The organism is Pseudomonas sp. PME37.24/006, assembly GCF_055556635.1.
In genome coordinates this window covers 1-278 of sequence record NZ_JBVHNL010000059.1, presented here as the reverse complement: position 1 = coordinate 278, position 278 = coordinate 1, and the positions used below count along the sequence as shown (strand labels likewise).

Genomic DNA, 278 nt, shown 5'->3' with positions numbered 1-278 from the left:
GATATCGGCGCCAGGAATACGGCCTGCATTACGCTACTTCCACTAGCGTGAATGCCCGCAGGAGGATCTGCGCGCACGGCCCCCATATCAATACGCCCATTCAAATCTCGTCGAATGGTCCGTAGCTTGGCAGGTGTTATCTGAAAAAAAACGAGCGAGGCGTCTGCAGAAATAGCCGCAGACTTTAAGCGCAGAGTAACTCCCTGGTCGCCGTTTTTAGCAACGATATCTGCAGTACCTAACGTGATAAAACCCTTCTCTTTCCATGCTGACACATC

1 protein-coding gene is annotated in these 278 nt (G+C 51.4%); it reads right to left on the bottom strand.

Features of this window, described 5'->3' with window-relative positions; translation table 11 throughout:
• Nucleotides 1-278, bottom strand: a 278-nt coding sequence (locus ACZ3GY_RS23850; protein ID WP_465912202.1) for a hypothetical protein, incomplete at both ends; no start/stop codon positions are given.